This window comes from Thermodesulfitimonas autotrophica (assembly GCF_003815015.1).
Classification (GTDB): Bacteria; Bacillota; Desulfotomaculia; order Desulfotomaculales; family Ammonificaceae; genus Thermodesulfitimonas; species Thermodesulfitimonas autotrophica.
Window position 1 is genome coordinate 418810 of the sequence record NZ_RKRE01000003.1, and the last position, 25310, is coordinate 444119.

24 protein-coding genes are annotated in these 25310 nt (G+C 60.9%); 23 read left to right on the plus strand and 1 reads right to left on the minus strand.

The window, feature by feature from the left end:
- The first annotated feature begins 5 nt into the window (after window positions 1-5).
- The 8 genes from EDD75_RS09610 (at window position 6) to EDD75_RS09645 (ending at window position 7439) form a co-directional block, all read left to right on the plus strand.
- Window positions 6-1163: a glycosyltransferase family 2 protein gene (locus EDD75_RS09610; protein WP_123931498.1), complete on the plus strand. Its 1158-nt coding sequence runs from the start codon at window positions 6-8 to the stop codon at window positions 1161-1163.
- A gap of 21 nt (window positions 1164-1184) precedes the next feature.
- Window positions 1185-1910 (plus strand): class I SAM-dependent methyltransferase, encoded by a 726-nt coding sequence (locus EDD75_RS09615; protein WP_123931500.1) that lies wholly within the window; start codon window positions 1185-1187, stop codon window positions 1908-1910.
- Window positions 1911-1922: 12 nt separating this feature from the next.
- Complete coding sequence (locus EDD75_RS09620) at window positions 1923-2801, plus strand: glycosyltransferase (protein WP_211328170.1); 879 nt, start codon at window positions 1923-1925, stop codon at window positions 2799-2801.
- A 165-nt stretch (window positions 2802-2966) separates the two neighbouring features.
- Complete coding sequence (locus EDD75_RS09625) at window positions 2967-3425, plus strand: PaaI family thioesterase (protein WP_123931502.1); 459 nt, start codon at window positions 2967-2969, stop codon at window positions 3423-3425.
- Window positions 3425-5551, plus strand: coding sequence for a ribonuclease R (rnr, locus tag EDD75_RS09630; RefSeq protein WP_123931504.1), 2127 nt, complete (start codon window positions 3425-3427; stop codon window positions 5549-5551). Before EDD75_RS09625 ends, rnr begins: the two co-directional genes overlap by 1 nt.
- A gap of 102 nt (window positions 5552-5653) precedes the next feature.
- Window positions 5654-6082: a 50S ribosomal protein L13 gene (gene rplM, locus EDD75_RS09635; RefSeq protein ID WP_123931506.1), complete on the plus strand. Its 429-nt coding sequence runs from the start codon at window positions 5654-5656 to the stop codon at window positions 6080-6082.
- Between the two features lie 17 nt (window positions 6083-6099).
- Window positions 6100-6492 (plus strand): 30S ribosomal protein S9, encoded by a 393-nt coding sequence (rpsI, locus tag EDD75_RS09640; protein WP_123931508.1) that lies wholly within the window; start codon window positions 6100-6102, stop codon window positions 6490-6492.
- 257 nt (window positions 6493-6749) lie between these two features.
- Window positions 6750-7439, plus strand: a complete 690-nt coding sequence (locus tag EDD75_RS09645; protein WP_245963145.1) for an N-acetylmuramoyl-L-alanine amidase — start codon at window positions 6750-6752, stop codon at window positions 7437-7439.
- Here the strand turns inward: EDD75_RS09645 and EDD75_RS09650 are convergent, their stop codons facing one another.
- Window positions 7440-8285: an SDH family Clp fold serine proteinase gene (locus tag EDD75_RS09650; protein ID WP_123931512.1), complete on the minus strand. Its 846-nt coding sequence runs from the start codon at window positions 8283-8285 to the stop codon at window positions 7440-7442.
- A 168-nt stretch (window positions 8286-8453) separates the two neighbouring features.
- Here EDD75_RS09650 and EDD75_RS09655 point away from each other — a divergent pair, with 168 nt between their 5' ends.
- The 15 genes from EDD75_RS09655 (at window position 8454) to ilvD (ending at window position 25276) form a co-directional block, all read left to right on the plus strand.
- A complete protein-coding gene (locus EDD75_RS09655; RefSeq protein ID WP_123931514.1) occupies window positions 8454-9188 on the plus strand; it encodes a YkgJ family cysteine cluster protein in 735 nt (244 codons plus the stop codon).
- A 57-nt stretch (window positions 9189-9245) separates the two neighbouring features.
- Complete coding sequence (locus EDD75_RS09660) at window positions 9246-9854, plus strand: LysE family transporter (RefSeq protein WP_245963146.1); 609 nt, start codon at window positions 9246-9248, stop codon at window positions 9852-9854.
- Between the two features lie 36 nt (window positions 9855-9890).
- Window positions 9891-11294, plus strand: a complete 1404-nt coding sequence (gene amrA, locus EDD75_RS09665; RefSeq protein ID WP_123931519.1) for an AmmeMemoRadiSam system protein A — start codon at window positions 9891-9893, stop codon at window positions 11292-11294.
- Between the two features lie 23 nt (window positions 11295-11317).
- Window positions 11318-12328 carry an AmmeMemoRadiSam system radical SAM enzyme gene (gene amrS / locus EDD75_RS09670; protein ID WP_123931521.1) on the plus strand — a complete coding sequence of 337 codons (1011 nt, stop codon included), beginning with the start codon at window positions 11318-11320 and terminating at the stop codon, window positions 12326-12328.
- Window positions 12329-12454: 126 nt separating this feature from the next.
- Window positions 12455-13495, plus strand: coding sequence for an N-acetyl-gamma-glutamyl-phosphate reductase (gene argC / locus EDD75_RS09675; RefSeq protein WP_123931523.1), 1041 nt, complete (start codon window positions 12455-12457; stop codon window positions 13493-13495).
- A gap of 121 nt (window positions 13496-13616) precedes the next feature.
- Window positions 13617-14816 carry a bifunctional glutamate N-acetyltransferase/amino-acid acetyltransferase ArgJ gene (gene argJ / locus EDD75_RS09680; protein WP_123931525.1) on the plus strand — a complete coding sequence of 400 codons (1200 nt, stop codon included), beginning with the start codon at window positions 13617-13619 and terminating at the stop codon, window positions 14814-14816.
- 61 nt (window positions 14817-14877) lie between these two features.
- The gene (gene argB, locus EDD75_RS09685) at window positions 14878-15765 is read left to right on the plus strand and encodes an acetylglutamate kinase (protein ID WP_123931527.1); all 888 of its coding nucleotides are present in this window, start codon (window positions 14878-14880) and stop codon (window positions 15763-15765) included.
- A gap of 99 nt (window positions 15766-15864) precedes the next feature.
- A complete protein-coding gene (locus tag EDD75_RS09690; protein ID WP_123932007.1) occupies window positions 15865-17037 on the plus strand; it encodes an acetylornithine transaminase in 1173 nt (390 codons plus the stop codon).
- A 12-nt stretch (window positions 17038-17049) separates the two neighbouring features.
- Window positions 17050-17988, plus strand: a complete 939-nt coding sequence (gene argF / locus EDD75_RS09695) for an ornithine carbamoyltransferase (RefSeq protein ID WP_123931529.1) — start codon at window positions 17050-17052, stop codon at window positions 17986-17988.
- A gap of 92 nt (window positions 17989-18080) precedes the next feature.
- On the plus strand, window positions 18081-19274 hold the full coding sequence (locus EDD75_RS09700) for an argininosuccinate synthase (protein WP_123931531.1): 1194 nt from the start codon (window positions 18081-18083) through the stop codon (window positions 19272-19274).
- 14 nt (window positions 19275-19288) lie between these two features.
- Window positions 19289-20659, plus strand: coding sequence for an argininosuccinate lyase (gene argH / locus EDD75_RS09705; protein ID WP_123931533.1), 1371 nt, complete (start codon window positions 19289-19291; stop codon window positions 20657-20659).
- 83 nt (window positions 20660-20742) lie between these two features.
- Window positions 20743-20961 (plus strand): hypothetical protein, encoded by a 219-nt coding sequence (locus tag EDD75_RS09710; protein WP_123931535.1) that lies wholly within the window; start codon window positions 20743-20745, stop codon window positions 20959-20961.
- Between the two features lie 239 nt (window positions 20962-21200).
- Window positions 21201-22250: a 3-isopropylmalate dehydrogenase gene (locus EDD75_RS09715; RefSeq protein WP_245963169.1), complete on the plus strand. Its 1050-nt coding sequence runs from the start codon at window positions 21201-21203 to the stop codon at window positions 22248-22250.
- Between the two features lie 395 nt (window positions 22251-22645).
- Window positions 22646-23527 (plus strand): branched-chain-amino-acid transaminase, encoded by an 882-nt coding sequence (gene ilvE / locus EDD75_RS09720; RefSeq protein ID WP_123931537.1) that lies wholly within the window; start codon window positions 22646-22648, stop codon window positions 23525-23527.
- A 72-nt stretch (window positions 23528-23599) separates the two neighbouring features.
- Entirely contained in the window at window positions 23600-25276 is a 1677-nt protein-coding gene (ilvD, locus tag EDD75_RS09725) for a dihydroxy-acid dehydratase (protein ID WP_123931539.1), read from the plus strand.
- Window positions 25277-25310 lie beyond the last annotated feature (34 nt).

Here is a 25310-nt window from a genome sequence, read left to right on the forward strand (position 1 = left end):
ATTACATGCACCAAAACGGGATCGTTACCGGTGACGACCGGTTCGGCGAATGGCACCGGGTACTCGACTGTGCGCGGCGGGCACTCATTTTCCGGGGAAGTACCGGTTGCTACGCAGCGGACCCGGAAGTTGGGCTCGGCTGTTTCGACGGGGCGCTGCAGGAGTTGGTTCGCGAGGAGCGGGCAGGGCTTCTTGAAGAGGTGCGCCGCGGGAAGTACGTGGCCTTCACGGAAGTCCCGGAGATGAGCCTCGGCGCAGCGGACGGTACCACGGCGACCGTTCGGGCGAAGGTGAAAAGCTTCGGGATTCTCGGGGAGCGTAATTTCATTACGGAGCAGGCTGCAACGGTGAAACTGGCGAAGAAGGGCGGCGAATGGCGGGTCACCGATTTGGACTTTAAGCCGGCACCGCGGCGAGAAGCGCCCCGGTGTTTCCCCTGGGGACAAAGGGTGGCGAAGGCCACGGGCAACCGGATCACTTTAGCGATGGTGGTGCGCAACGAGGCCGACCGCTTCCTCCGGCTGGTACTGGAGCAGGCGCGGGAGATTGTGGATGACGCTGTGGTGATCGATGATGGCAGTACCGACACGACGCCGGAAGTGGTGCGCGAGGTGCTGCAAGGTCTGCCACTCAAGTTAATTCGCAGCGAGGGGTCCCTCTTTGCGCGCAACGAAGCGGCCCTCAGACGGATGTTGTGGGAAGAGACGGTAAAAACCGGGCCCGACTGGATCTTGTGCCTCGACGCCGATGAACTTTTTGAGGCGGAGGCGGCACCGGTGCTCAGGCGGATGGTCAACCAGGCGGATTTCGATTATTACGCCTTCCGCCTCTATGACTTCTGGACGCCGGAGGACTACCGGGAGGAGCCGCTCTGGTCGGCGCACTTTCGCTACTTCGTTCTTCTGGTGCGCTACCAGCCCTTTTTCCCGTATACCTGGTCGCAGAATCCGCTTCATTGCGGCCGTTTTCCCGCGAACGTGACGCTCTTGCCTGGGATCCAGAGCGCGCTGCGGGTGAAGCACCTCGGCTGGATGAGGCCTGCGGACCGTCTATCCAAGTACCTGCGCTACCGGCAGCTTGATCCTGAGGGGGTGTGGGGGATAAAGGAACAGTACGAGACGATCCTGGATGCTTTCCCCCGGCTTGTTCGCTGGCGGGAGTAGCGGCGGGAGGAGGCGGGATGCGTGAGCGATAAGGAACTCTGGGACGCGCTGTGGGCGCGGGGGGAGCATCTGGAATGGGACCCGCTCTCCCAGGAGATCTACGACACTCTGATGAGGGAGTGGGGCGGTGTTACCGGCAAAAGGGTGCTGGAGGCGGGAGCCGGTTCTGGCCGGATTTCCCTGCGCTTGGCCGCTGCGGGAGCGGCGGTAGTGCTGGTCGATTTTTCAGTAGAGGCTTTGTTTCTCGCCCGCAAGAACTTCCAGTGCCGGAACCTTGAGGCGGAGTACCTGCTTGCTGACATCACGGAGCTACCGCTTCCGGACCATTATGTTGATTTTGCGTGGAATGCGGGGGTTTTGGAACACCTTGATTACCGCGGGCAGGTCCAGGCGCTTAAGGAGATGAAGCGGGTTACGCGGCCGGGAGGGCTGGTGGTGAGCTTCAACCCGAACGCGCGGTGCCTGCCCTACCGGGTAGGCAAGTGGGCGGCAGAATGTACCGGTATGTGGCCGTACGGGGCGGAAAACCCGGTGGTCAGCTTGGCGCCGGTGTGCCAGGAGGCGGGGCTAACCCTGAAAAAAGAGTACACCATCGGTCTTCTGGCGGGGCTTGCCTTCTTGGATTATGTTCCCAACGGCCGGGTGGTGAGGGCGGCGGCGGAGGCGTTTTTAGGGCAGCTTCCGGTGGAGGAAAGGGGCCTTTTCCCGGGGTACCTGCTGGTTTCGGTAATGTCTTCCGAAGGGTAGGTCGGTGGAAAGGTGACAGAAATTGCCCACACGCTCCTCTTTTTGGTGCGGGATAAGGACGACCTGGCGATGGCGGACCTCTGCCTCGGAAGCCTGGCTCGCAGCGCGCCCGGGGCGCTGGTGGTCTTCTACAACCAGGGCTTGCTCACGAACGAGGCGCTGCGCTCGTTCGCCAACCGGTACAACCTTCGTGCGGAAATCCTGGGCCGGGGGGAGAACGTGGGGATTGCGGCGGGCCGGACGGCCTGTTTTGAACATGTTTGGGCCAATTTTCCGGAAGTCGCCTTTATTTCGGAGCTTCACGTGGATATGGCCTTCCCTATGGGGTGGGTTTCCCCGCTGCTCGCTTTTCTGAAACGCACCGGGGAACCGATGGTCTGTCCCGGCATCCTCACGCGGGAAGGAGAACTCCACCCCGAAGGTAAAGGGAAAAAGGTGGTACCGGTCGTACCCCTGTACGACCTGGCGGCGCTTTGCCGGCTGCTGGCCACGCTGACGGAGGAGCGGGTGGTGGCTGGTTTCGTTCACCCCGTGGTGCACCGGTCGGTGGCGCTGAGGGAAGTCGGCGGGTACGACCTGCGCTTCCTGAAAGGAAAGCAGGGGTTTGAGGATGACGCGCTATTGCTCGGCTACCGGTACTACATGGGCACTAAAAGCGGCTGGCGGCCGAAGTGCCTCCTATCGGTTCGGGTCTTTCACGCGACGCTCTTTCAGCGGATGTTTCTCCCCGACAAGGAGTTAGAGTTCAACCGGAACCTCTCGGGGCTGATCACCCAGTACGGGATAAAAGGTCTTCTCGAACTTGGCCGCATTCACGGGGAGGAAAGCAGCTTCGGCGCTCTGGCGGCGGAAATGATGCGCCGGCTATCCGGAGGGCAGAGTGGCAGGTAACGGTAGAAGTGCAGTAAAACGGTTGCGGCAACGGCTATGTTTCCGGAAGTGGCAGGACCAAAACTTCACCTGAGAAGCAGGTCTTTTATCGGCGGTGGCGCAAAGCCCCGCTTTTTATTTGCCAGAGGCGTTATTTTTAGGTTAAAATAAGACTATTGGGCGGGGATGGTAACGGAGGACTACGCCGTGGCGCTGAATCCGGAAGAGAACATGTGTTTTGCTTGTAGCCCGCGAAATCCGATCGGGCTTAAGCTTTCCTTCGAAGAGGAAGACGGGGTGGTGCGCGCCGTCTTTGTGGTGCGGCCGGAGCATCAGGGTTGGCCCGGGCACCTGCACGGGGGGCTTATAGCTACGCTTTGCGATGAGGCGATGGCGCAGTGGCTTTGGCGCCGTGGGGTTGAGGCCTATACCGGCGAGCTCGCGGTACGCTTCAAGAAAGGGGTTCCTGTAGGTGCGGTGCTCGAGGTGCGGGCGGAACTGGTAGAGGTCCGGAGGAAGATGGCTATTTTAGGAGCGACGGTTCTTTTCCTTGACGGGGCGGTGGCGGCGACGGCTACCGGAAAGTTTATCTGCGCTACTACCCCTGACGTGGCGACACAGAAAGAAACGGTGAAAGTTAAGTAATGACGAGGGACGAAATTCTCGAATACATGCGCCGGAAGGCCTACCGCCCGCTTACGGTGGCGGAGTTGGCGCGGGTTTTCCTCCCTGACGGGAAGAATCTCACCGCTTTTAAGAAGCTCCTCCGGGAGATGGAAGCGGAGGGGCTTATCTACCAGACGCGGGCCGCGCGCTACGGCCTACCGGAGCAGTTTAACTTGCTGGTCGGGCGGATTGAGGGGCACCCGAAGGGCTTTGCCTTCCTTATCCCCGACCGGGAAGGGACGGCGGACGTTTTTATCCCCCCGGGGAGCCTTAACGGGGCAATGCACAACGACCGGGTGGCGGTGCGGCTGGTGCCCGGCGGCAGGGGAAAGACGCGGGAGGGAGAGGTTGTCCGGGTCCTAAAGCGCGCCAACCAGCGCGTGGTGGGGACGCTTCATAAGAAACGGCGCTTTGCAGTGGTGGTGCCGGACGACCAGCGCCTCGGAGCGGACATCATCGTGCCGCGGGGGCGGCTGGCGGGGGCAAAGAGCGGCGACAAGGTAGTGCTCGAGCTCACCGCCTATCCGGCGCCGCGGACGCCGGCTGAGGGGCGGGTGGTCGAGGTTTTGGGTCCGGCGGACGCGCCGGGCATGGATATCATGGTTCTTTGCCGGCGCTACGACCTGCCGGACGATTTTCCCGCCAGGGTGCTCCGGGAAGCCGAGGCGGTACCGGAAACCATTCCCGCCACGGAACTTAACGCCCGCCGCGACCTGCGGGAGGAGCTTATCATTACCATTGACGGGGAGGACGCCAAAGATTTTGACGACGCGGTGAGCCTCACTCTTCTGCCTGATGGCTTTTACCGGCTGGGGGTCCATATTGCGGATGTGGGGTTCTACGTGCGGGAAGGCAGCGCCCTCGACCGGGAAGCGCTGAAACGGGGGACGAGCGTTTACCTCCCGGGGCGGGTGGTGCCGATGCTCCCGCCCCGGCTTTCCAACGATATCTGCAGTCTAAATCCCGGCGCGGACCGGTTGACATTCTCGGTCGAAATGACGCTTGATCCTGCGGGGCGCGTGCTGGCCTACGACATCTTTCCGTCGGTTATTAGGTCGCGGGAGCGGATGACCTATACGGCGGTGCGCGCCATCCTGGAGGGAGAACCGGAACTGCGGGCGCTGTATGCCCATGTGGTGCCGATGCTCGAAAGGATGCGCGATCTCTGCCTTGTCTTGCGCCGCCGCCGCCTCGCGGCGGGGGCAATCGACTTCAACCTTCCGGAGACGAAGGTGGAGCTTGACGCGGCGGGGCGCCCGGTGGCGGTTCACCGGGTGCAGCGGAGCATTGCCGAACAGATCATTGAGGAGTTCATGCTCTTGGCAAACGAAACGGTGGCGCGCCATGCGGCCCGGCTTGGCCTGCCTTTTATCTACCGGATTCACCCGAAGCCGGACCCGGAAAAGGTTGCGGCGCTGGAGGAGCTTCTATCCGGTCTCGGTTACAGCGCGCAGGGACTTAGCCGCCTCGAACCGGCGAGTTTTCAGGCGGTGCTCGAGGCGGTTGCCGGGAAGCCGGAAGAACGGCTGGTAAACGGCGTCATGCTCCGCTCTATGAAGCAGGCGCGTTACGCTCCGGAGCGGACGGAGCACTTCGGGCTGGCCTCGGAGTACTACACCCACTTTACTTCGCCCATCCGGCGGTATCCCGACCTTTTCATCCACCGGGTGCTGCGGGAAGCGCTTGCGAGTGGGACCCTGCCCGACGAGCGGGCGGCGGCACTACGGGCGAAGGCGGCCTTGGCGGCGGCGCTATCCTCCGAACGCGAGCGGGTGGCGATGGAGGCGGAGCGCGAGGCGACCGAGCTTAAAAAGGTGGCCTTCATGGAGGATAAAATCGGGAACGTTTACGCCGGTTTCATCAGCGGGGTGACCGCCTGGGGTTTCTACGTGGAGCTTGAGAATACCGTCGAAGGTCTGGTCCACGTTCGGACGCTCACCGATGATTTTTACGTTTACGACGAACGCCGCTACACCCTTACGGGCCAGAACACCGGTCGCCGTTTTCGGCTAGGCGACCCTGTCCGGGTACAGGTGGTACGCGTTTCCGTTGCCGAGCGAATGGTCGAATTCGCACTCTTGACATCTGGAAACGGGGTATATTAAACTTTTCCTTGTATGATTTCACATCCTTTTCCGGAGCACCGCAGAGTTTACGGCGCAATTTGGTTCGCGAACGATCGTGAGCAGCAGAGGAGGTTAAGTAAAATGCGCAGCTATATGGCAAAGCCCGAAGAGGTCGAGCGGCGCTGGTACGTACTCGACGCTGCGGGGAAATCCCTCGGGCGGCTGGCGAGCAAAGCGGCGCACATCCTGCGCGGGAAGCATAAGCCGATCTTCACGCCGCATGTCGATACGGGTGATCACGTGATTATCGTGAATGCGGATAAGGTCCTCCTTACGGGGAACAAGTTAGAGAAGAAGCTCTACATCCGGCATTCCGGTTATCCGGGCGGCTTGAAGGTGATGAAGTACGCCACGCTCATGAAAACGCGTCCGGAACTGGCTGTGCGCAAGGCGGTAGAGGGCATGTTGCCGAAGACCAGACTTGGCGCGCGCATGGCCAGGAGACTGCGGGTTTATGCCGGTCCGGAACACCCGCACCAAGCGCAGAAGCCGGAAGCGATGGAGCTTTAAAAAAGGGGGGTAGAGCTTTGGCCAAGGTTCATTTTTACGGCACGGGAAGGCGGAAAAACGCGATTGCCCGGGTGTTTCTCACGCCCGGTGAAGGCAATATGGTTGTTAACGAGCGCCCGCTGGATGCTTACTTTGGGCGGAAAACCTTAGAGGTGCTGGTAAAACAGCCGCTGGAAGTCACCGGGATGCTCGGGCGCTTTGACGTTAAGGCCAGGGTGGTCGGCGGCGGCATTAGCGGGCAGGCGGGTGCGGTGCGGCTCGGTATCGCCCGGGCGCTGGTCGAGGCGGATCCGAACCTGCGTCCGGTTCTGAAAAAGGCCGGCTTTCTGACGCGTGACCCGCGGATGAAAGAGCGCCGCAAGTACGGGCTCAAGAAGGCGCGGCGGGCACCGCAGTTCTCGAAGCGTTAAAACGTTTGCCGTTCAACGTTCAAGGTTCGCGGTTCGAAGTTCAAATGCCGGAATAAGGCTGCCAGGCCGTTTCCGGCATTTTGTTTTTAGAGCTTTGGTAATAACCCCTTGGCGAACAACGTAGCTTTATTTCGTAGGGGAGCCGGCGGTTTCGCGAGAACGGCCGATAGGAGGATCTTTTTCTGAAAAGACGCAGGGAAAAGTTCGGCCACGCACTAAAATTGTTAGTTTTAGGCGCTGGGGCCTATCTTTTTCTTTTGCTCGCAGTCCGGATTTACGATTCTGCGACGTTGCGGGCCGGGGAACAGGAAATCGCTGTCCTATCCCCCGTACTGTTGGACCGGCTGGTGGTGGTCGATCCGGGCCACGGCGGCCCTGATCCGGGGGTAGTGCGGGAAGGAGTCAGAGAGAAGGACCTGACGTTGGCAGTAGCGCTCAGACTCGCCGGTTTTCTCCGGCAGGGAGGCGCGCGGGTAATGCTTACGCGCGAAGAGGACCGGGACCTGGCCGACCCGGAAACGGCGGTTGGTAAGGGGAGGAAGCGGGAGGATCTCCAGCGCAGGGTGGATATGGCTAACGCGAACCGGGCCGACATTTTTGTAAGCATTCACGTCAACAGTTTTGAGGAGGATAACGAATACGGTGCCCAGACCTTCTACCAGCCGGGCGCGGCGGCGGGACGGGAACTGGCCTGCGCCATCCAGAGCGCTCTGCGGGAGTTTTTGGGGAACACGACGCGGTTACCGAAAGCGGTCGATTACTTCACCGGCCGGACGGCGCAGATGCCGGCAGTGGTGGTGGAGGTGGGCTTTATCACTAACCCGCAGGAATTCAAGCTCCTGCAGGACCCTGCTTACCAGAGCAAGGTCGCCTTTGCGATCTACGCCGGGATAGTCCGCTACTTTGCGGCCAAGGCTGGCGCGCTGACGTTGCCCGGGCCACCTTAGTCAGCGTTTGCCGTCGCGGTCGGGGCGGCCATACGGGAGCGGGATGTACTGCACCGAAGGGCGGCGCTGGCTCGGCTGCGGGTAAAGCTCCATCAGGGAGTATATCTCTTTGGGCAGGTCGGTGCGGACCGGAAGGCCCAGCAACTTCAACTGCTCGGAGGTGATCGGGTAGTCGTGGGTGAAGCGGCCGCTGGTGAGGAAGTGGGCAATAGCCCGGGCCTTCTCACTCCCCATTTTCCCGCGCAGGAGATAGTGGACGAATTCCTCGACCTGGTTGATCGCTTTGCGGGAGATGTCTGCCAGGATGACGGTGGTATCGTCGACCTTTTCGATTCCTTTCAGCCGGACGGTTTCCAGGATTGAGGCGGCCGGGTAGTTGCCGAGCTGCGGGTCGACGGGGCCGAGCACCGCGTTTTCGTCCATCACGATCTCGTCGGCGGCAAGCGCAATCATCGTTCCACCGGACATCGCGTAGTGGGGGATAAAAACCGTCACCTTCGCCGGGTGTTTCTCGAGCGCCCGCGCGATCTGCTCGGCGGCAAGCACAAGGCCGCCCGGTGTGTGGAGCAGAAGGTCGATCGGCATGTCGGGCGGGGTATAACGGATGGCCCGGAGGATATGTTCGGAGTCCTCAATGTTGATGTAGCGGGTTAGAGGAAGGCCTAAAAGGCTTAAGAGTTCCTGCCGGTGGATCATGGTGATCAGGCGCGAGCGGCGCTTCTGCTCGATTGCCCGGATGAGACGCATCCGCTGCATCTCTAAGTGCTGCTGTTTCAGCATGGGCAGGAAGGCCGAAATGATAAAGATAGTCCAAATGATGTCGAAAAACGAAAACTGTGCCGCCATTTGTTAACTCCCTTAGAAACGGGGTTGGACTATTCAACGGGTAGAGACTTTGTTATACTTATTTTGTCCGCGCGGAGAGGAATATGAATTTCGGAACCGAATCCTATTACAATAATTTTACCAGGTTTTTGCTAAGGTGACAAGCCTGGATGAGGAAGGGTAGGGGTAATGTTAGGGGTCAACGAACTTTATTCAAGCCTGATTTACGCCGAGAATAACGGACTCTTGAGAGACTTAGAGCGGATTTACCTTGATATGCCCGACAGGGAGTGCCGGGATTGTGAGCTTTGTTGCCAGAATCCGCCTGCCGCTTCTTTGCTCGAGTACCTGAACGTCTACCGCTACATCCGCGATAAACTTCCCGAAAAGCAGGAGGCAATCCTCCGGGGGGCGGCGGAATTTTTCTTTCTCGAGCTTGCCGACCCGGAGCTCAAATGTCCTTTCCGTGCGGCGGAGGGCTGCCTCATTGCGCCGGTTCGCCCGTTCGGCTGCCGGCTTTTCGGCCTTCTCAGCGAAGAGGACTACGCCAAAAGAGAGCAGGAGCGCGTGCGCCACGTTAACGCCCTGGCGGACTTCTTACAGGCGGAATACGGGATCGGGCTGCCAGAGGCGGTGCTCCAGTCTCGCCCCTATTGCGGGCGAAACAGAGACGGGGGCCGGGAGATTACTGCCGACGAACTTACGGACCTCGAGATGCGCCTGCTGGCCCTTGATACCAGCATTGTGGTGCCGGAACGGGTTTTTCGCGGCGGGACGCTGGCGCCGCTTCCGGTGCACTTGGCGATGACGGTGCTCAATGCCGGCGTGCGGGGTAAGCGGTTAGAGGTTGTTCGCCAGTTTCTGTCCGGCTCGCGGGAGTTGCTCGAAAAATATGCGGGGCGGGCCGCGGGTTACCGCTTTTAGGCCGTGGGTCTACCGGAACTTTTTCTAACGGCGTTTTTAGTTGCCCTGACAGGAGCAATGATGCCCGGACCGCTCCTGACGGTAACGGTTGCCGAAAGCGCCCGGCAGGGCGCGAAGGCGGGGCCGCTCCTTGTGGTTGGCCACGGCCTCTTAGAGGCGGCGCTGGTGGCGGCAATAGCTCTGGGGATAGGGCCTTTTATCGCGCGCCAGGGGGTGGTCGCGGGGATTTCGCTGGTGGGCGGCGGTTTCTTGCTCTGGATGGGAGCGACGATCTTGCGTGACGTCGTTAAGGGGCGGGTTTCGCTGGACCTTACCGCTGGTACAAAGGGGAGTAATTCTGCGGCGAGCGCCGGTGTGGGACGTCTGATCGGGCTGGGGGCGGGAGTGAGCCTTTCGAATCCTTACTGGAGCCTCTGGTGGGCTACCATCGGCCTTTCGTACGTGAACGTTGCTCTGCGGTGGGGCTGGGGCGGCGTGGCGGTTTTCTTCACCGGGCATATCCTGGCCGACCTGGTCTGGTACGCGGCTGTGGCCGGTGTCGTGGGCGGCGGGCGTCGGTTTCTGGGTCCCGCGCTTTACCGGGCGGTGCTGACGGTGGCGGCGCTGTTTCTAATCGGGCTGGCGGGGTATTTTATCCTTAAAGGCCTGGAATACTGGCATTTTTGACGGGCCTTAAGGTTTAGGGCTGCGGGAGGGTTCGGCATGACGGCGGCTGATAGGCAGGAAGCACCTGGCGGGTTTATCCGCATCGGCGGGATAGTCCCTCACCCACCGATTATGGTGCCCGAAGTCGGGGGTACCGAGGCCCGGAAGGTACGGCGAACCCAGGAAGCGCTCGTGGCGCTTGGCCGCAGAATTGCGGCGAGCGGTGCAGAAACCATGGTGGTGATTTCGCCCCACGGGCCGGTACTCTGGGACGCCATTAGTGTGGTAACGGTGTCCAGACTGGCGGGGAACTTAAGCCGCTTCGGAGCACCGGAAGTAAGCTTTTCGTTGACGACGGATGGTCCGCTGGCAGACGCGCTGCGCCAGGAATTGGCGGCGCTTGGGCTTCCCGAGACGGCGATCGACGCGGGGTACGGATACCATCTGGACCACGGGATCACGGCGCCTCTTTACTGGTTGCAAAAAGGCGGCATCGCCCTTCCCGTGGTCGTCTGCGGGATGGCCATTATTCCCCTGTGGAAGCTTTACGGCTTTGGCGTTGCCGTGCAGCGGGCCGCGGTGCGGCTCGGCCGGCGGGTGGCCGTAGTGGCCAGCGGGGACCTCTCCCACCGCCTGCTCCCAGAAGCGCCCAACGGATACGACCCGATGGGCGCAGTCTTCGACCGGCGGGTGCAGGAAATCATAGCGGCGGGGGATCCGGTGGCGCTGATCCGGCTGGATCCGTTGCTGGTCGAGCGGGCCGGCGAGTGCGGGCTCCGGCCCATGGTGATGCTCTTCGGTGCCTTCGACGGCTTGGCGGTAGCGGCGGAGGTGCTTTCTTACGAGGGACCTTTCGGCGTTGGGTACATGGTGGCGTGCATCACACCGCGCGGGCGCGACGACCGGCGGCGTTTCTGGGAGGAGTTAAACGCGGCGGCAGCCAAGCGGTTGCGGACGGAGAGCTTTCTGGTGCGGGTGGCCCGAGAGGCTATAAAGGCTTACATAGAAAGGGGCGAGCGCCTCCAGGCGAAAGAGGTGCCGCCGGAATTTGACCGGCCGGCCGGGGTTTTCGTCTCTTTAAAGAAGGACGGGGTTTTGCGCGGCTGCATCGGCACGGTGGAGGCGACGCAACGCAACATTGTCGAAGAGGTGATCGAGAACGCCATCAGTGCGGCGACCCGGGATCCCCGCTTTGACCCGGTGAGCACGGCGGAGGTTGACGATCTTACCATCTCGGTTGACATCCTCGGCGCGCCAGAACCGGTTGAGGGGCTGGCGGATCTCGACCCGAAGCGCTACGGCGTAATCGTTTCTTCCGGCCGGCGCCGGGGTCTTCTGCTGCCGGATATTCAGGGAGTTGATACTCCGGAGGAACAGGTCGCCATCGCCCGGCGGAAGGCGGGTATCGGGCCGCACGAGCCGGTGAAGCTTGAGCGGTTCGAGGTCGTCCGGTACCATTAGGTTTGCGACGGAGGAGGTTGGGGATGCGCGAGGCGCTTTTTTACGAAAAGCAGGAAGATAACGCGGTTTTGTGCCGGCTCTGCCCGAAAGGATGTCTTATTAAGGAGGGGCGTACGGGATTTTGCCGCGTGCGGGAAAACCGTGGCGGGACGCTTTACGCCTTAAATTACGGCCAGTGCTCCTCGTGCAATGCGGACCCGGTGGAGAAAAAGCCGCTCTACCACTTTTACCCGGCCCACACCATCCTTTCTTTGGGGACTTTCGGCTGTAATCTCCGCTGCGGTTTCTGCCAAAACTGGGAGATTGCGCACGGTTCGCCGCCGACTATACCGCTTACACCCGAGCAGGTGGTGGCGATGGCACAGGCCCAGGGACCCCGCTGCGTTGGCGTTGCTTATACCTATTCGGAGCCGGTGGTATGGTACGAATTCGTCCGCGATACCGCCCGGCAGGTGCGGGAAGCAGGACTTAAAAACGTCCTGGTTACCAACGGGTTTATCGCGGAAGAACCGTTACGCGAGCTGCTCCCCTACATCGACGCGATGAATATCGACGTTAAGTCCTTCCGGGATGATTATTACCAGCACGTTTGTGCTGGGCGGCTTGAGCCCGTTCTCCGGACGGTGGAAGTGGCGAAGGACCACTGTCACGTAGAAGTGACGAACCTGATCGTTACCGGATTGAATGATGCGGCAGAAGAGATCGGCGCGCTGGTGGACTGGCTTGCCGCCGTTGACCCGCGTATCCCGCTTCACTTCTCCCGGTATTTCCCGAATTTCGAAATGGAGCGGCCCCCGACGCCGCTCGAGGTGCTTTATGCCGCCCGCGAGACGGCCAGGAAGAAGCTGCGGTATGTTTATCTTGGAAATGTCTGGGATGAGGAGGCCGACACCACCTACTGTCCGGGTTGCGGTGCCGCGGTCGTCCGCCGGGAGGGCTACAAGGTGCGCAACGTCTTCCTCAAAGATGGGAAATGCGGCGCCTGCGGCGCGCCGGTGGATATCGTGGGCTCCGTCTGGGAGGCGAAGCGCTGAGTTCGGAATAACGCCGGTTTACGGGGCTGGGGCGGCGCACTGGAAAAATATTTTGCCCGCCCCATTGTATTTTTATACAACGTCCTGTATAATTATCAACATTAAACTTGGATGGCGGGTGGGAATTTGATCAGGGTCGGTATTGTCGGGGCCTCGGGTTATACGGGTGCGGAGTTGGTGCGGATACTCCTGCGCCATCCGGAGGCGGAGCTTGCCGTTTTAACGTCGCGCAGTTACGCCGGCCAGCAACTATCGGCCGTTTTCCCGCACCTTTCCGGATGCACCGATCGCGTGCTGGAGGTTTTCGATGCGGCGAAAATGGCGGCCGCTTGCGACGTGGTTTTCACGGCGCTCCCCCACGGGCACGCAGTACCTGTCGCCAGGGCGGTTTTGGAACGGGGCAAGAAACTGATCGATTTAGGGGCTGATTTTCGCTTCCGGGACGCTGCCGTTTACGAGGCGTGGTACAAGGTAAAGCACGAGGCGCCGGAGTTAGCGCGGGAGGCGGTTTACGGCCTGCCGGAGCTTTACCGGGACAGGGTGCGAGGCGCCGCCCTGGTCGCCAATCCGGGATGCTACCCGACGGCATCGCTTCTCGCAACGGTGCCGCTTCTTAAGGCGGGGGTTATCGATCCTGCCACCATCATTATCGATGCCAAATCTGGCCTTTCGGGGGCCGGGCGAAAGCTCGACCTTCGGAGCCACTATGCCGAGGTCAACGAAAACGTTACGGCTTATAACGTGGGCATTCACCGGCACACCCCGGAAATTGAGCAGGAGCTGACAGCGGCTGCAGGAACGGAAGTGCGGGTCTCCTTTACCCCGCACCTGGTCCCGCAGACCCGTGGCATCCTAACGACGGTTTACGCTACCCTGAGGAAAGAGCTGACGACCGGGGCGCTTCTCGATATCTACCGCGAGTTTTACCGGGATGAGCCTTTCATCCGGGTGCTGCCGGAAGGGGTGCTCCCCCGGACGAAGAGCGTGACGGGTTCGAACATAGTGCATTTGGGCGCCGTGGCCGACCCCCGCACCGGGCGGGCGGTGCTGTTAGCGGCAATTGATAATCTGGTTAAGGGCGCCTCGGGACAGGCGGTGCAAAATATGAACCTGCTATTTGGTCTTCCTGAGACCACCGGTCTCGATTTCGTCGGGCTCTACCCGTAGGGCGGCAAGTGCTGGGCCGGTAACCGGGGCGAGACTGGCGCGGCTATTAAATAACGAGGAAGGTTTCCCCTCAGAAGGAAAAGGTGCGCTTTCCATAGCGAGTTCGGGAGGCAGATCGATAGTGGAGTGGTTCGCGGGCGGCGTTACCCTGCCCAAGGGGTTCCTGGCAAGCGGGGTGGCCGCGGGGATTAAGAAAGTGAAAAAAGACCTGGCGCTTATTTACAGCGAGGTGCCGGCAGCGGCGGCGGGTGTTTTCACTACCAACCGGGTGAAGGCCGCCCCGCTCTTAGTAACGGCTGCGCGGCTGGCGCGGGGTGTGGCCCAGGCGGTGGTGGTTAACAGCGGTAATGCCAATGCCTGCACCGGGGAGGAAGGCTACGCGGACGCGGTAGCGATGGCCCGGCTTGCGGCTGCCGTTATGGAACTGCCGGAGGAACTGGTGCTGGTGAGTTCTACCGGCGTGATCGGGCAGCGCCTGCCACTCGGGAAAATCGCGGCGGCGCTGCCGGCGGCGGCGGCGGCGCTGGGCGTGGCGGGCCACGCCGCCGCTGCGGAGGCCATCCTGACCACCGATACCGTCACTAAGGAGGCAGCGGTCCGCTTTTCCGTAGGCGGCTGCACCTGCGCGGTCGGCGGGATGGCGAAGGGATCGGGGATGATTCACCCGAATATGGCGACGATGCTCGCCTTTATCACCACTGACGTGGCCATAGAGGCCGAGCTTCTGCGTCGGGCGCTGAAAGAAGCGGTCGACGCCTCCTTCAACATGATTACGGTTGACGGGGATACGAGCACCAACGACATGGTGGTGGTCTTAGCCAACGGCATGGCGGGGAACCCGAAGCTCACCGCCGCGGGGCCAGCATACGCCGACTTTGTGGCGGCGCTCACCGCGGTTTGCACCGAACTGGCGAAAAAAATCGCCCGGGACGGCGAGGGGGCCACGCGGCTTATCGAGGTCCGGGTTACAGGCGCTAGGACGCTTGCGGACGCGCGCCTGGCGGCTCGGGCGATTGCCGGTTCCAATTTAGTGAAGGCGGCGGTTTTCGGGCGGGACGCTAACTGGGGCCGCATCCTTTGCGCTGCCGGTTATTCCGGCGCGGCCTTCGACCCGGCGAAAGTCGCCATCTTTATAGGTGCAGAACAGGTGGCCGCAGGTGGGGCGGGACTTCCCTTTTCTGAGGAGAGGGCGAGCCGGGAGTTGGAACAAGACCCGGTGGTGATAACGGTTGATTTCAACGAGGGCGCGGCCGCTGCGGTAGCGTGGGGCTGCGATCTGACGTATGATTACGTAAGAATCAACGCCAGCTACAGAACGTAGAAGAATCATCGGTGCGTCTTGCGCGACAGAGGCAAAATTTTTAAGACAGCGGGGCGAGGCAATGGTTTTAACGGCACAGGAGAAGGCGGGGATTCTGGTTGAGGCCCTGCCCTACATAAAAAAGTTTTACGGCAAGATTATCGTCGTGAAGTACGGCGGTCACGCGATGCTCAACTGCGAGCTGAAGCGGGCGGTGATGACCGACCTCGTGCTGATGAAGTATGTCGGGATGCATCCGGTAGTAGTCCACGGCGGCGGACCGGATATCTCGAAGATGCTGAAGCGTCTTGGAAAAGAGACCTCCTTCGTCAACGGCCTCCGGGTAACGGACGCCGAAACGATGGAGGTTGTAGAAATGGTTCTCGGCCGGCTTAACAAAGAAATTACCGCGCTTATCAACCGCCTCGGCGGACGGGCAGTGGGGCTTTGCGGGAAGGATGCCAACTTGGTCATGGCGGCGAAGAAACCGGGGAAGGTGCGGCTAGCCGACGGCAGTGAGGTCGAGCAGGACCTCGGTTTTGTGGGCCGGGTGACGCAGGTGAATCCCGACCTGCTGCTGAGCGTCATCCAACAGGGGTACATTCCCGTAGTGGCCCCGATTGGCCTGGGACCCGACGGCGAGGGATACAACATCAACGCCGATACGGTAGCGGGGAAAATTGCTGAGGCTCTTGGGGCCGACAAGCTCATCATCCTCACGGATGTGGAGGGGATCTTGAGTGATCCGGCGGATAAAGGTTCGGTCATTTCGGTGTTAAGGGTGGACGACATTCCGGAGTTGGTGGCTTCCGGGAAGATTTCCGGGGGAATGATCCCCAAGCTCGAATGCTGTGCGGCGGCGATCAAGGGCGGTGTGAAGCGGGCCCACATCCTCGATGGCCGGGTTTTGCACGCCATTCTCCTCGAGGTTTTCACGGACGAGGGCATCGGCACGATGGTGCTTCCTTGAACGGTAACTTTTTTAAAATAAGGAGGGAGCCGGTTGGCAGCGGAAAATTCTGCGGGGTTCTCGCCGCGAGAGGTTGTGGCGCTGGCCGATAAATATATAATGAAAACTTACGGGCGCCTTCCGCTGGTCCTGGTGCGCGGCGCTGGGGTTAGGGTCTGGGATGCGGCTGGTAGGGAGTACCTTGACTTCGTTGCCGGTCTGGCGGTGAATTCTTTAGGCCACTGCCACCCCCGGGTTGTGGCGGCTATTAGGGAGCAGGCCGGGGTACTCATGCACTGCTCCAACCTTTACTACTCGGTGCCCCAGACCATGCTCGCCCGGTGGCTGGTGGAGCACACACCTTACGACCGGGTCTTCTTTTGTAACAGCGGGGCCGAGGCAGTGGAGGGGGCTTTAAAGCTCGCCCGGAAATACGCGAAGAAGAGGTGGGGCGAAGGGCGCTTTGAGATCGTGACGGCGCTCAATTCCTTCCACGGCCGCACCTACGGTGCCGTGACCGCGACCGGGCAGCCCAAGTACCACCAGGGTTTTGAGCCGTTAGTGCCCGGGTTCCGGTACGTTCCTTTTAACGACGTGGCGGCGCTTGAAGCCGCGGTTACCGATAAAACGGCGGCGGTTCTCTTGGAGCCGGTTCAGGGTGAAGGCGGGGTTTATCCGGCAACAGACGAATTTATCCGGGTTGCGTGGGAGATTTGTCAGCAGCGGGGGGCACTCCTAATTTTTGACGAGGTGCAGTGTGGTTTAGGGCGGACCGGACGGTTTTTGGCGCAGGAGCACTACGGGGTTACGGCGGACATCACCTGTCTGGCGAAGGCCCTTGGTGGTGGCTTTCCGATCGGGGCGCTCCTGGCGACGGAAGAGGTTGCTTCTGCCTTTGCGCCGGGGGACCACGCTTCGACCTTTGGGGGGAACCCGCTGGCGGCGGCGGCGGCGCTGGCGGCGCTGCGGGCGATAGAAGAGGAGGGGCTAGTCGCCAACGCCGTGCGGGTGGGAAGCTATTTCCGGGAGGCCCTGGAAAGGCTCCGCGCGCAAAGCGGCCTGATAACCGAGGTGCGGGGCCTCGGACTCATGCTCGGCGTGGTAGTAAAGGTGCCGGCGAAGCAGCTGGTTTCTCTGTGCCAGGAGCGCGGCCTGATTGTGAACGCGGTGAAAGAGGATACCTTGCGTTTTGTGCCGCCGCTGACTATCAGCCGGGAGGATGTCGACCGCGCCGTGGCGATTTTGCAGGCGGCTCTAACCGCGGCGGTACGGGAGATAGAATTAAATCCTTAGGGGGTTAAGACAATGTTTGCCTCGTTGCGTAAGCGCTTCCACGGCCGGGATTTCCTTTCGATTGGTGACGTTACAGGCGAAGAGATCAGAGCGATGATCGATATCGCCCGGGAGCTGAAGGAGGCTAGGTACAGAGGAGACCGGCATACCCTCTGTGAAGGCAAGACGTTAGCCATGATTTTTCAAAAGCCCTCCACGCGCACCCGGGTATCCTTTGAGGTGGCGATGTACCAGTTAGGGGGGTACGCGCTGTATCTCAACGCGCAGGACCTGCAGCTTGGCCGCGGGGAGACAATCGCTGATACCGCGCGGGTTCTCTCCCGTTACGTAGACGGGATCATGATCCGGACCTTCAGCCAGGAAGACGTGGTTGCGCTGGCCGAAGCGGCGACCATTCCGGTGATCAACGGGCTCACCGACTGGGAGCATCCGTGTCAGATCCTGGCCGACCTGATGACCATTCTCGAGGCCAAGGGCAGGTTTGAGGGGTTAAAGGTCGCCTGGGTTGGGGACGGCAACAATGTTTGTCATTCGTTGCTTTTAGCGGCGCCGCGGGTGCGGATGGATATCGCGGTGGCTACACCGCCGGGCTACGAGCCTCACCCGGAGATTGTGGCGGCGGCGAAGGAGGCGGCTGCGGGGAGCAAGGTCGAGGTGCTCAATGACCCGGTGGAAGCGGTGCGGGAAGCAGATGTTGTCGTGACGGATGTCTGGGCGAGCATGGGCCAGGAGGCGGAGCACACTGAGAGGGTCCGCATCTTTAGGCCCTACCAGGTGAACGCTTCCCTGCTCCGTCACGCGCGGCCGGACTGCATCTTCCTCCACTGCCTCCCGGCGCACCGGGGCGAGGAGGTCGCCGACGAGGTGATCGACGGACCGGCGAGCCGGGTCTGGGACGAGGCGGAAAACAGGCTCCACGTCCAGAAGGCGCTGCTGGCGCTGGTGCTTTAGGTTTTGACGTTCAACGTTTAATATTTTGTGGCCGTAAGTTTTGCTTCTATCTGCTGTATTTGGGGCCGTTATTTTTAAGGAGGATCTTTCGGATGAGCAAAAAGGTGGTTTTAGCTTACTCGGGCGGGCTCGATACGTCGATCATCATTCCGTGGCTCAAGGAGAATTTCGGCTACGAGGTCGTGGCGATGGCCTGTGACCTTGGCCAGGGCGAGGAGCTCCAACCCCTTGAAGCCAAGGCTTTAAAAAGCGGTGCCAGCAAGGTTTACATCGTCGACGTGCGGGAGGAATTTCTGACCGACTACGTCTTCCCCTGTCTGCGGGCGGGAGCGGTCTACGAGGGTAAGTACCTTCTCGGCACTTCGATGGCCCGGCCGCTCATCGCCAAGAAGTTAGTGGAGATTGCGCACCGTGAGGGGGCCGAGGCGGTGGCCCACGGGGCTACGGGGAAGGGTAACGACCAGGTCCGCTTTGAAGTCAGTGTGGCGGCGCTCGACCCCAACCTGAAGGTGATCGCCCCCTGGCGGTTGTGGGACATCCGCTCGCGGGAAGAGGCGATCGCTTACGCGGCGGCCCGGGGTATCCCGGTCCCGGTAACTAAGGAGCGTCCCTACAGCATGGACCGGAATATCTGGCACCTGAGCCACGAGGGCGGGGATCTTGAAGACCCGGGGAACGAGCCGCCCGCGGACCTTTATCTTTTAACGCTCCCCCCAGAGAAAGCAGCAGCGGCGCCCGTCTACGTGACCATCGACTTTGAAGCCGGCACGCCGGTTGGGCTCGACGGGACGCGGCTGGACCCGGTGACGCTGGTAGAGCGCTTAAACGAAATCGGTGGCAAGCACGGCATCGGCATCGTGGATATGGTGGAGAACAGGCTGGTGGGGATTAAGTCCCGGGGCGTCTACGAAACGCCTGGCGGAACGGTGCTCTTTTACGCTTTGCGGGAACTCGAACGATTGACCCTCGACCGGGCCACCTTGCACTTCAAGGAGATGGTAGCCCTCAAGTACGCGGAACTCGTCTATGACGGGCTCTGGTTTTCGCCACTCCGGGAGGCTCTCGATGCCTTTGTGACCTCCGTTTGCCGGACGGTGACCGGGCGGGTGCGTCTGAAGCTTTACCGGGGGACGATCTCTCCGGCGGGCATCTGGTCGCCCCATTCGCTTTATCTTAAGGACCTGGCTACCTTCGAGCGGGACGAGATGTACGACCATAAGGACGCCACCGGTTTCATCAATCTCTTCGGCCTACCGCTGAAAGTGCGAGCGTTGGTGAAAAAGTAACGGGAGGGGAAAGCGTGGGCACGCTGTGGGGTGGTCGGTTTCAGAAAGAAACGGACCGGCGGGTGCGGGAGTTTCAAGATTCCCTTTCCTTTGATTTCCGCCTGTGGCCCTACGACATTAAAGGGAGCCAGGCACACGCGCAGATGCTGGTGAAGGTCGGGGTGCTGGCGCCGGACGAGGGTGAGGCAATTATAAAGGGGCTCGCGAAGATTTACGCGGAATTTGCGGCCGGGAAGGTGCAGCCCGAAGGGGAAGAGGATATCCACTCTTTAGTGGAAGCCCTGCTGGTCAGGTGGGTGGGGGAAGTAGGGAAAAAGCTCCATACCGGCCGCAGCCGGAACGACCAGGTTGCCACGGACCTGCGCCTTTACCTGCGCGACGAGATTGATGCGGTGCGGCAGCTCCTAAAAGAGCTACGGCGTGCTCTGGTCGACGTGGCGGCGGAGCACGTGGAGACGCTGATGCCGGGCTTCACGCACCTCCAGCCGGCACAGCCCGTGACTTTCGCCCACCACCTGCTTGCCTACTACGAGATGTTCACCCGTGATGACGCTCGCCTAGCAGATTGTTACCGGCGGACCAATGTTCTGCCCTTAGGTGCTGGGGCCCTGGCGGGCACGACCTTCCCTCTTGACCGGGCCTACGTGGCGGAGCTCTTGGGTTTTGAAGCCGTGGCCGCAAACAGTATGGACGCGGTAAGCGACAGGGATTTCGTGGTGGAGTTCTGTGCGGCCGCTGCGCTGACGATGGTTCACCTGAGCCGTCTGGCAGAGGAGATCATCCTCTGGAGCACCCCGCAGTTCGGCTTCGTCGAACTTGACGATGCTTTCGCCACCGGGTCGAGCATGATGCCCCAGAAAAAGAACCCGGACGTGGCGGAGCTCTGCCGGGGCAAGACGGGCCGGGTGGTGGGGAACCTCACGGGGATGTTGCTGTTGCTCAAGGGTCTGCCTCTCACTTATAATAAGGACCTTCAGGAGGACAAGCCGCTGCTCTTCGATACCGTGGACACCTTAAAGGCGTGCCTTACGGTTTTCGGGCCGCTCTTACGCACCATGAAGGTAAACCGGGAGCGACTGGCTGCGGCGGCGCGTGCCGGCTTTATTGCGGCTACCGACCTGGCGGAGTACCTCGTGCGCAAGGGGCTGCCGTTTCGTGACGCCCACGCGGTTGTCGGTCGGGTGGTCCTTTACTGCCTGGAGCGCGGGAAAACCCTCGAGGAACTGACCCTCGAAGAGTACCGGCAGTTTGCTGCGGTGATCGACGCCGACGTGTTTGCCGCAGTCGGCCTGGAGGCGTCGCTCAAAGCGCGCCGGGTGCCCGGCGGACCGGCGCCGGACCTTACAAGGGAAAGAATCGAAACTTTAAAAAATTTGTTGCGGTAAGGATTGACACCCCGCCGCGTTTCGTTTATACTAAAAAGTGCAAGTAATCATTTTCACAAACTCACCGAAGGGGGGTGCCTCCGGTGAGTCGCCTGGCCAGGGTTTTTGATGTGTTTCAGACGGCGGGTCTCCGGCTGCTTCCGGTGCCGGGGACAAAGTGGTACAAGATCTCCGATGCCCAGGGTCGCGAGCTTTTTCTTAAGGAAAAAGAGATAATCGAGCATTTTGGGGATCTTGAGGAGGAAGAGGTGCGGGAGCGGTTCCTGAACTTTGAGCTGCAGGAACGTTCCGGTGAGGGTTAAGCGGTTTTCGGAATTTAAATTGCGGACGACATCCTAAATTTTGCTAAATCAGAATATATCCTTGACCCCCATCCCTTGAAGGCCTACTGCTGGCCTTCTTTTTCTTCCCGGTGGCGTATGCTTTTTGCCGCGCCGGCGCGTTGAAACCATCTTTTGCCGGCGCTTACTTGACAGAATATCCGGCAGGAGGTAAAATTTCACCCAATTTAAAAAGTCTATCCGCGGGAGGTAAGGGTTTGGTGTATAAGATCGCGGTTATTCCCGGCGACGGTACCGGTCCGGAGCAGATAAGGGAAGGAATGAAGGTGCTGACGGCGGTTGCGGAACTGGAAGGTTTTAAGTTCGAGGCCGTGACCTACGATTTCGGTGGGGAGCGTTACCTACGGACGGGCGAGACGCTTCCCGATACGGCTCTGGCCGAGCTGCGCCAGTTTGACGCTATCTACCTGGGCGCAATCGGTCACCCGGACGTGAAGCCCGGCATCCTGGAGAAAGGGATTCTGCTGCGGCTGCGCTTTGAGCTCGACCAGTACATTAACCTGCGTCCGGTAAAGCTCTACGAAGGTGTGGAGACGCCGCTTAAGGATAAGGGCCCGGCCGATATTGACTTTGTGGTGGTGCGGGAGAATACCGAGGGCCTTTACTGCGGTGCGGGCGGCTTTTTGAAGCGGGGTACGCAGGACGAGGTGGCGATCCAAACCTCGATCAACACCTACAAAGGGGTTGAGCGGTGCATTCGCTACGCCTTCGAATACTGCCGCCGGCGCAACAAAAAGAAAAAGGTTACCCTCTGCGGCAAGACGAATGTGCTTACCTATGCTTTCGACCTGTGGGAGCGGGTTTTTCACCAGGTAGGTGCGGAATTTCCCGATATCCAGCGCGATTACGCCCACGTGGACGCGACCTGTATGTGGATGGTCAAAAACCCGGACTGGTTCGACGTTATCGTTACGGATAACATGTTCGGCGATATCATCACCGACCTGGGCGCGATCATCCAGGGCGGGATGGGCATCGCCGCCGGCGGTAACATCAATCCGGAAGGCGTTTCGATGTTCGAGCCGATCGGCGGGTCGGCGCCGAAGTACGCGGGCCAGAACGTTATCAACCCCCTTGCGGCCATCTGCGCGGGGGCGATGATGTTGGAGGAACTCGGCGAGAGGAAAGCGGCGGCGCGGATTGAACAGGCGGTCCAAACGGTTTGTGCCAAGCATTTGAAGAGTCTGGCTGCGGGCCGGATGGGCTACTCGACGAGCGAGGTGGGCGACCTGGTGGTGCGGTACCTGTAGGGCGGCGAATACCGGTTTTGCCTACTTGACACGCCGCTGTTGTTTTTTGTATACTTTGGGGAAATTATAGCGGTCAAAGGCAAGGAAGGGGACCGGAGCCGCAGGGCTTTGCGACAGCGAGCCGGGCAGGGTGAAAGCCGGTGCAAAGTGGCGGTTTTCCTATCACCCCGGAGCCGGAAGGCGAAAGGTTTTGCCCGAGTAGTCTTTGCCGGGTTGGTTTCCCGTTACCAAAACCGTGTGCTCTTAAGCACACACAAAGGGGCCGTTTCACTGCGAGGTGGCGGCAATCGGGGTGGTACCGCGGAGGTTAGCCTCTCGTCCCTGGCCAGCGTTACGTCCGGGCTGGACAAGGGGCGGGAGGCTTTGGTTTAAATTTTTGGCGTGGAGGCGGTAAGATGGGGCTTACGATCTATCTGGATGGGGAGTATCTCCCGGAGGAAAAGGCGGTGGTTTCGGTTTTCGATCACGGTCTCCTTTACGGGGACGGCGTTTTTGAGGGCATCAGGGCTTACCACGGCCGGGTTTTCAAGCTCAAGGAGCATATCGACAGGCTTTACGAATCGGCCAAGTCGATCCTTCTCGAGATTCCCCTTTCGCGGGAAGAGATGCAGGAAGTGGTTCTCGAAACCTGCCGCCGGAACAACATCCGGGACGGGTATATTCGCCTCGTGGTCACCCGGGGGCGGGGGGACCTGGGGCTCGACCCCAAGAAGTGCCCGCGCCCGACGGTTTTCTGCATCGCGGCCACCATTCAGCTCTACCCGCCGGAGTTTTACGAGAAAGGGCTGGAAGTGATCACGGTGCCGACGCGGCGGAACGTGCCGGAGGCGCTGAACCCGCGCATCAAATCACTGAACTACTTGAATAACATCCTGGCCAAGATCGAGGCAGGGCTTTACGGTGTTCAGGAGGCAATCATGCTTACCAGTGACGGCTATGTGGCCGAGGCTACCGGGGATAACATTTTCATTGTAAAAAATGGTAAGCTCATCACGCCGCCGCCCCACCTCGGCATCCTCGAGGGGATAACGCGCAACACCGTAATGGCGCTGGCACGGGAAAAAGGGATGGCGGTTTTTGAGAAGACCTTTACCCGCCACGATATTTTCATTGCCGACGAGTGCTTCCTTACCGGAACGGCGGCGGAGATCATCCCGGTGGTCAAGGTTGACGGCCGCCCCATCGGCGACGGGCGGCCCGGGGCGGTGACCTGGGAGCTGATTCACGCCTTCCGGGAATTGACGAAGGTTGACGGGCCGGCGATTTACCCCGAATAAGTTCCGGTGGCCCCGGGCGCTTATAGCCTGCGGGTGATGCCGGAAGAGCAACGGACGTGAGGAGGTATGATTTTGCGGAGCGATATCGTCAGGGAAGGGCTGGAAAAAGCGCCGCACCGCTCGCTTTTCAAGGCCCTCGGTTTCACTGACCGGGAGCTTAGCGGGCCGCTCATCGGGGTGGTAAACTCCTTCAACGAAATCATCCCGGGCCATATCCACCTGCGGGATATTACCGAGGCGGTGAAGGCGGGGGTGCGCATGGCCGGCGGGGTACCGGTCGAGTTCCCGACCATCGGTATTTGCGACGGCATTGCGATGAACCACAGGGGAATGAAGTACTCCCTGGCCTCCCGGGAGCTTATTGCCGACAGCATCGAGGCCATGGTGGAGGCCCACGCCTTTGACGGGCTGGTGTTAGTGACGGCGTGCGACAAGATCGTGCCCGGGATGCTGATGGCCGCCGCCCGGCTCAATATACCGGCAATCGTGGTAAGTGGCGGACCGATGCAGGCCGGGCGCTTCCGGGGCCGGGACGTATCTTTGAGCAATGTTTTTGAGGCCGTAGGGCAGGTGAAAGCGGGACGGATGGCGCCGGAAGAATTGGCGGAACTCGAAGAAGCTGCCTGCCCGGGCTGCGGTTCCTGCGCGGGCATGTTTACCGCCAACTCCATGAACTGCCTGACGGAGGCACTCGGGATGGCGTTGCCGGGTAACGGGACGATCCTCGCGGTGACCGCGGCCCGGCGGCGACTGGCGAAGCTTTCCGGGATGCAGGTGGTGGAGCTTGTCCGGGAGAACCTGACTCCCGACCGGATCCTGACGCCGGCGGCCTTCCAGAATGCGTTGACGGTGGATATGGCGCTCGGCTGCTCCACCAACACCATCCTCCACCTTACGGCGATAGCGCACGAGGCCGGGGTAAAGCTCGATTTGCGGGCGATCAACGAACTGAGTGATAGAACCCCGAACCTCTGCCGTTTGAGCCCGGCGGGCCCCTTCCACCTCCAGGATCTGGACGAGGCGGGGGGCATCCCGGCGGTGATGAATCTCCTGCTTGCGGCGGGGCTGATTGACGGCGAAACCCTGACGGTTACGGGGAAGCCGCTTAAAGAGAATATAAAAGACCGCGCGGTGCGGCGCCCGGAGGTGATCCGCCCTGTAGACGACCCTTACAGCGCTACCGGGGGGCTGGCAATCCTTTTTGGCAACCTGGCGCCGGAAGGTGCGGTGGTAAAACAATCAGCGGTTGCCCCGGAAATGTTGCGCCACCGGGGGCCGGCGCGCGTCTTCGATAGCGAGGAAGAAGCGGTTAGCGCGATCATGAACGGAAACTTCCAAAGCGGCGACGTTATTGTGATCCGTTACGAGGGGCCGCGCGGCGGGCCCGGGATGCGCGAGATGCTCACCCCGACCGCAACCCTGGCGGGGTTGGGAAGGGACAAGGACGTGGCGCTGGTGACGGACGGGCGCTTTTCGGGGGCTACCCGCGGGGCCTCGATCGGCCATGTTTCTCCCGAGGCGGCGGCCCGCGGTCCGATTGCCGCTTTGCGGGATGGGGATATGATTGAGATTGACATCCCGGCCCGGCGGCTCACGGTACTGCTTGAGGAAAGGGAGATAGCAGCGCGGCTGGCGGCCCTGCCGCCCTTCGCGCCGAAAATCACGCACGGGTACCTGGGGCGTTACGCCAGACAGGTTTCGTCGGCGAGCAGTGGTGCGGTTTTCGCCCCGGGTTGCGGGCGGTCGTAAAGTTCAGGCTTATTTGACGGACGGAGGTGGACTT

Coding starts and splice junctions, on each gene's coding strand:
- EDD75_RS09610 (WP_123931498.1), top strand. CDS start 6: ATGCACCAAAACGGGATCGTTACCGGTGACGACCGGTTCGGCGAATGG.
- EDD75_RS09625 (WP_123931502.1), top strand. CDS start 2,967: ATGGTAACGGAGGACTACGCCGTGGCGCTGAATCCGGAAGAGAACATG.
- rnr (WP_123931504.1), top strand. CDS start 3,425: ATGACGAGGGACGAAATTCTCGAATACATGCGCCGGAAGGCCTACCGC.
- rplM (WP_123931506.1), top strand. CDS start 5,654: ATGCGCAGCTATATGGCAAAGCCCGAAGAGGTCGAGCGGCGCTGGTAC.
- EDD75_RS09650 (WP_123931512.1), bottom strand. CDS start 8,285: ATGGCGGCACAGTTTTCGTTTTTCGACATCATTTGGACTATCTTTATC.
- EDD75_RS09655 (WP_123931514.1), top strand. CDS start 8,454: ATGTTAGGGGTCAACGAACTTTATTCAAGCCTGATTTACGCCGAGAAT.
- EDD75_RS09660 (WP_245963146.1), top strand. CDS start 9,246: ATGATGCCCGGACCGCTCCTGACGGTAACGGTTGCCGAAAGCGCCCGG.
- amrA (WP_123931519.1), top strand. CDS start 9,891: ATGACGGCGGCTGATAGGCAGGAAGCACCTGGCGGGTTTATCCGCATC.
- amrS (WP_123931521.1), top strand. CDS start 11,318: ATGCGCGAGGCGCTTTTTTACGAAAAGCAGGAAGATAACGCGGTTTTG.
- argB (WP_123931527.1), top strand. CDS start 14,878: ATGGTTTTAACGGCACAGGAGAAGGCGGGGATTCTGGTTGAGGCCCTG.
- EDD75_RS09690 (WP_123932007.1), top strand. CDS start 15,865: ATGAAAACTTACGGGCGCCTTCCGCTGGTCCTGGTGCGCGGCGCTGGG.
- argF (WP_123931529.1), top strand. CDS start 17,050: ATGTTTGCCTCGTTGCGTAAGCGCTTCCACGGCCGGGATTTCCTTTCG.
- EDD75_RS09700 (WP_123931531.1), top strand. CDS start 18,081: ATGAGCAAAAAGGTGGTTTTAGCTTACTCGGGCGGGCTCGATACGTCG.
- ilvE (WP_123931537.1), top strand. CDS start 22,646: ATGGGGCTTACGATCTATCTGGATGGGGAGTATCTCCCGGAGGAAAAG.